Source organism: Sphingomonas sp., from assembly GCF_035317925.1.
GTDB lineage: Bacteria > Pseudomonadota > Alphaproteobacteria > Sphingomonadales > Sphingomonadaceae > Sphingomonas_I.
Map to the genome: position 1 here is coordinate 1 of NZ_DATHFV010000190.1, position 5267 is coordinate 5267.

Annotated in this window: 6 protein-coding genes; 3 read left to right on the top strand and 3 right to left on the bottom strand. The window is 67.0% G+C overall.

Features of this window, described 5'->3' with window-relative positions; all coding sequences use genetic code 11:
* Nucleotides 1-456: PEPxxWA-CTERM sorting domain-containing protein (locus VK533_RS14125; protein ID WP_324378739.1), on the top strand; the 456-nt coding region annotated here is incomplete at its 5' end.
* A gap of 148 nt (nucleotides 457-604) precedes the next feature.
* On the top strand, nucleotides 605-1069 hold the full coding sequence (locus VK533_RS14130; RefSeq protein ID WP_324378741.1) for a YaiI/YqxD family protein: 465 nt from the start codon (nucleotides 605-607) through the stop codon (nucleotides 1067-1069).
* 130 nt (nucleotides 1070-1199) lie between these two features.
* On the opposite strand, the gene VK533_RS14135 is transcribed toward VK533_RS14130, so the two are convergent.
* The gene (locus VK533_RS14135; RefSeq protein ID WP_324378743.1) at nucleotides 1200-2180 is read right to left on the bottom strand and encodes a hypothetical protein; all 981 of its coding nucleotides are present in this window, start codon (nucleotides 2178-2180) and stop codon (nucleotides 1200-1202) included.
* Nucleotides 2181-2503: 323 nt separating this feature from the next.
* Between VK533_RS14135 and VK533_RS14140 the strand changes: the two genes are divergently transcribed.
* On the top strand, nucleotides 2504-4366 hold the full coding sequence (locus tag VK533_RS14140; protein ID WP_324378746.1) for an ABC-F family ATP-binding cassette domain-containing protein: 1863 nt from the start codon (nucleotides 2504-2506) through the stop codon (nucleotides 4364-4366).
* A 123-nt stretch (nucleotides 4367-4489) separates the two neighbouring features.
* Here the strand turns inward: VK533_RS14140 and VK533_RS14145 are convergent, their stop codons facing one another.
* Together VK533_RS14145 and VK533_RS14150 are read right to left on the bottom strand one after the other, a co-directional pair.
* Nucleotides 4490-4669 carry a hypothetical protein gene (locus tag VK533_RS14145; protein ID WP_324378747.1) on the bottom strand — a complete coding sequence of 60 codons (180 nt, stop codon included), beginning with the start codon at nucleotides 4667-4669 and terminating at the stop codon, nucleotides 4490-4492.
* A gap of 23 nt (nucleotides 4670-4692) precedes the next feature.
* Nucleotides 4693-5267 (bottom strand): DUF1501 domain-containing protein (locus VK533_RS14150; protein WP_324378749.1); only part of this gene is annotated, 575 nt, incomplete at its 5' end.

Genomic DNA, 5267 nt, shown 5'->3' on the forward strand with positions numbered 1-5267 from the left:
ATCGACGCTTTCATCTCGGGCGACGGCGAAGGCCAGGTCTTCTCGCTCAGCCTGTGGACCAATTCGGGCGGCAGTCTCGGCACGCTGCTTGGCAGCTGGTCGAACCTTGCGGCGAACGTCAGCGGCTTCGGCAATGCCGGCGCGCCGGTTTCGGTTTCGGGACTGACCGACATCACGCTCAGCGCGGGCGGCCAGTATTTCCTGGAGGCCAGCGCCGAAGGCGCCAATGCGGGCTTCTGGTATAACTCCACCAACGGCAATTCCGGCCCGACGCTCTATGTCGATTATGATTATCTGACCCAATACCCGCAGGGCGCCTTCGCGCTGCAGGGCACGCCCGCCGCGGACACGGGCAGCGTGCCGGAACCGGCCAGCTGGGCGCTGATGCTCGGCGGCTTCGGCCTCGTCGGCGGCGTGCTGCGCAGCAGCCGCAAGGCCAGCGTCACCTTCGCCTGATCCAACCCTGATCGCGTAAGCGCCGCCGGTCGCAAGGCCGGCGGCGTTTTCGTGTCCGGATCACCCACCTACGGGGGCGGTTATCAAGTTCGGAATCGCACTTTTTTCACTTTTCCCCACGGCCCGCCCCCCTATGACGACCCCCAGCATGCCACCAACGACCCCCCGCATCCTGGTCGACGCCGACGCCTGCCCCGTGAAGGACGAGATCTATCGCGTCGCCTGGCGGCTCGAGGTGCCGGTCACGATCGTCAGCAACAGCCACCTGCGCGTGCCCGATCATCCCCTGATCGACCGCGTCGTGGTGAGCGACGGCTTCGACGCCGCCGACGACTGGATCGCGGAAGCCGCGGGCCCGGCGACGGTGGTGGTGACCGCCGACATCCTGCTCGCGGACCGCTGCATCAAGGCCGGCGCCAGCGTGCTCTCGCCCACCGGCCGGCCCTTCACCGCCGCCTCGATCGGCGGGGCGATCGCGACGCGCGCGATCATGGCGGATCTGCGCGCGGGCGGCGATCAGCTCGGCGGCTCCGCGCCCTTCGGCAAGGCCGACCGCTCGCGCTTCCTGGGCGCGCTCGACGAGGCGATCCAGCGGATCAAGCGGGGGCGCTAGCGGTACGAGGTGAGGGTCTTCCTTGTGCTCTCCCCCACAGAAAAGCACGTAGAACAGGAAGACCCTCACCAACCCTCTCCTGCGCGCAGGAGAGGGGCTGAAGGTGCAAAGGAGGGCTTACGCTTCGGGGCTACCGCCCTTGCACCAACGCCGTCACGATCGCGCCATTGGCGCGTTCCGCCACATCCACCGCGGGCGGCGCGAACGCGGCCCCGTTCGACGTGATCGTCCAATCTCCCTTCACGCCATCCGCCGGGCCGATATCCGCATCCGATATGACGGGCTGCTGCAACGTCATCTGGGTCGGAAAGCCGCCCGAATTGGGGCTCCACACGCGCACGACGGTGGCATTGTCCAGCGCCGTGCCGGCGGCGACGGTCGCGCCTTCCTCGAACCCGGTCGATACCTTCTTGCCGAAGCCCTTGCGGTTGCCCGACGAGCTGTAGACGCCGTAATCGATCACCATCGTCACGGCGATCGCGGTCACGTTCGCATCGTGCGCGACATAGGCGGATCGCTGATAGGCCTGGGTGCGGTCCAACGTGCGGAAGGCGACCATCTGCGCGCCTAAGAAGCCGTTGGTCGCGCGTTCGGCCTTGTCGCCCGGCATCGGGTGCACCGCCATGCCGGTTGGCGCGACGTAGGTACCGAAACGGCCGGTCGTTCCGTTGGGCAGGCTGGTCCAGCTCGCCAGTTCGGGCGCGGCGGCGGCGAGCGCGCTGCCGTCGACCACCTCGAACCCGGCGGCTTTCAGCTGCGTCACGAAATCGGCATAGACCGCGTCCGCGATCTTCTGCCGCGCGGCCAGATCGACGCCGGTCAGGCGGGTGTGGATCTTGCTGCTGCTGGAGCTGATCAGGTTGAGCGACATGCCGTGGCTCTTCGCCGCCATCGTGAACTCGTCGGGAAAGGCGACGTTGAACACGGTGATGCCGACACGGCGCATGCCCTTGATCTGGCTGCCGTTGCTGTTGACGATGCTGATCGGCTCGATCGCGACGCGGCTGTTGAGCCAGCCGCGCTGGACGAACGTGCCATGCTCGATCTCCTGCGCGGCCAGCGGCGCGGCCGCCATGCACAGGCCCGTGATCGCGATCGATAGGTTGCGCATAGTCCCCCCGGTTTGCGGCGGCCAATGCGGATCGCGCCGGACCGTCTGATCGATCGTGTCCTATCCGTCGCGATGCGGCGGGCCTAATGACAATCGCTGTAATCTGGTGGTGGCCGGTCGCGGTTCGCGGGGGCGGTAGCTCTCCCGTCACCCCGGACTAGTTCCGGGGTCCACTGTGCCGCACGTCTTTCCCTATCGCCTCGCACGGCGCGCTTGCCGCCTGGTGGACCCCGGAACAAGTCCGGGGTGACGGTGCTGGGAAAACGGCACTGTTCGCACATGCAGCACTACCCTTGCGCGGCTACCCGTGATAGGCGCGCCGCATGCTCAACGTGAACGGCCTTACCGTGCGCCTCGGCGGACGCACGATCCTGAACGGTGCCTCGGCGACCTTGCCGGCGCGCAGCCGCGTCGGGCTGATCGGGCGCAACGGCGCGGGCAAGTCGACCCTGATGAAGGCGATCATCGGCCAGATCGAGCCTGATGACGGCGCGATCGAGATGCCGCGCAACACCCGCATCGGCTATATCGCGCAGGAAGCGCCGAGCGGCGACATCACGCCGATCGAGCAGGTGCTCGCCGCCGACACCGAACGCGCGGCCCTACTTGCGGAAAGTGAGACCTGTTACGAGGATCTGCACCGGCTGGGCGAAGTGCACGACCGGCTGATCGCGATCGACGCTTATGGCGCGCCCGCTCGCGCCGCGCGGATCCTGGTCGGGCTCGGCTTCGACGACGAAATGCAGCAGCGCCCGCTCGACTCCTATTCGGGCGGGTGGAAGATGCGCGTCGCGCTCGCGGCCCTGCTCTTCTCCGAACCCGATCTGCTGCTGCTCGACGAGCCGTCCAACCACCTCGATCTCGAAGCCACGCTGTGGCTGGAGAACTTCCTCAAATCCTACCCGGCGATGATGGTCGTGATCAGCCACGAGCGCGATCTGCTCAACGGCGTGGTCGACAACATCCTCCACCTCGAAGGCGGCAAGGTCACGCTCTATGCGGGCGGCTATGATGCGTTCGAACGCCAGCGGGCCGAACGCGCAGCCCAGCTCGCCGCCGCGCGCGCCAACCAGGATGCGCAGCGCGCCAAGCTGCAGGACTTCATCGCCCGCAACAGCGCGCGTGCGTCCACCGCCAAGCAGGCCCAGTCGCGCGTCAAGGCGCTGGCGCGAATGCAGCCGATCGCGGCGATGGCCGAGGATCCGACGCTCAGCTTCGACTTCCCCGATCCGGACGAGCTGCGCCCGCCTTTGATCACGCTCGACATGGCGTCGGTCGGCTATGCGGACAAGCCGATCCTGCAGCGCCTCAACCTGCGGCTCGATCCGGACGATCGCGTCGCCTTGCTCGGCCGCAACGGCAACGGCAAGACCACCCTCGCCCGCCTGCTCGCGGCGCAGCTGGCGCCGATGGACGGCGCGATGAACGCGACCGGCAAGATGCGCGTCGGCTACTTCACCCAATATCAGGTGGAGGAGCTGGACGGCGACGATACCCCGCTCGAACATATGACGCGGATGATGAAGGGCATGACCCCCGCCGCGGTGCGCGCGCAGCTCGGCCGGTTCGGCTTCTCCGGCGACAAGGCGATGACCAAGGTCGGCAAGCTTTCGGGCGGCGAGAAGGCGCGCCTCGCGCTGGCGCTGATCACGCGCGACGCGCCGCATATGCTGATCCTCGACGAGCCGACCAACCACCTCGACGTCGACGCGCGCGAGGCCCTGGTCCAGGCGCTCAACCAATATTCGGGCGCGGTCGTGCTGGTGAGCCACGATCGCCACATGATCGAACTGACCGCCGACCGGCTGGTGCTGGTCGACGACGGTACCGCGCGCGAATATGCGGGCAGCCTCGAAGACTATACCGACATGATCCTCGGCAAGAACCAGCCCAAGGGCGACGGCGCGAAGGGTTCGAAGAAGGACAAGAAGGCCGCCGCCGCCGAGCGCGAAGCCGCCCAGGCTTTGCGCAAGCAGGTGCGCGACCATGAGGAAGCGATCGCCAAACTCACCGCCGACCGCAGCGCGATCGACCTCGCCATGTTCGATTCGAGCAAGGCGGAGCCGCGGTTCGCCAAGCTGGCGATGGGCGATCTGATGAAGCGCCGCGCGGACGTCCAGGCCGAGCTGGAAGCGATCGAGGCGGCGTGGATGGAAACCAGCGAGCAGCTCGAACAGGCGGCTTAAGCCACCCCGTCACCCCGGACTTGTTCCGGGGTCCACCCAGCGGCAAGCGCGCCGCTCGAAATTGAAGCGCTGTCCGCCCGGCACCGTGGACCCCGGAACAAGTCCGGGGTGACGGTTCGGGCTTTAATGCAACTTGGCGATGCTCAACCCATCCGCCTTGGCCCGGTCCTTGACCGATTCCTCGCTCCGCGTCAGCGCCTTGGCGATCTGCCGCAGCGGCATGCCCTTCTTCGCCAGCGTGTGCAGCTTCTGCACCTCGTCCTGCCGCCACGGCTGACGATGCCGTTCGAACTTCTCGGCCATTTGGGTCTCCTTTGGGAGCGGCCTTACACGAAGCCGAGCGGCGTGCGGTCGAAATTGCCGATATTGGGCAGCACGGTCGCGATCTCGCTGTCGGGCACGCCGAACCAGCGCGCGAGCGTCGCCGCATATTGGTCGATCGAGGTCGACGGCAGCAGCCGCCCCTGCCCGACCTGATCGTCCGTATCGACCGAAACGTGCGGCGCGGTGCCGTAATAATGCCCGCCATGCACCGCCCCGCCGACCACATAATGATGGCTGCCCCAACCATGATCCGATCCGTCGCCATTGTTGGCGAGCGTGCGGCCGAAATCGGAAGCGGTGAAGGCGGTCACCTGGCGTTGCACGCCCATCTCGACCGTGGCGACATAGAAGGCCGCCAGCGCCTCATCGACCTTGCCCATCAATTCCGAATGCTTGGCGACGAGGTTGCTGTGCTGATCGAACCCGTCGTGCGAGACGAAGAAGACCTGCCGTTTCGCACCGAGCTCCTTGCGCGCGCCGATCAGGCGGGCGACGATCTTGAGCTGGTCGGCGAGCGAATTGGGACCCGGCACGGTGTCGAAATTGGTCTGCAAGCTCACCTTGTCGAGCGCGCCGT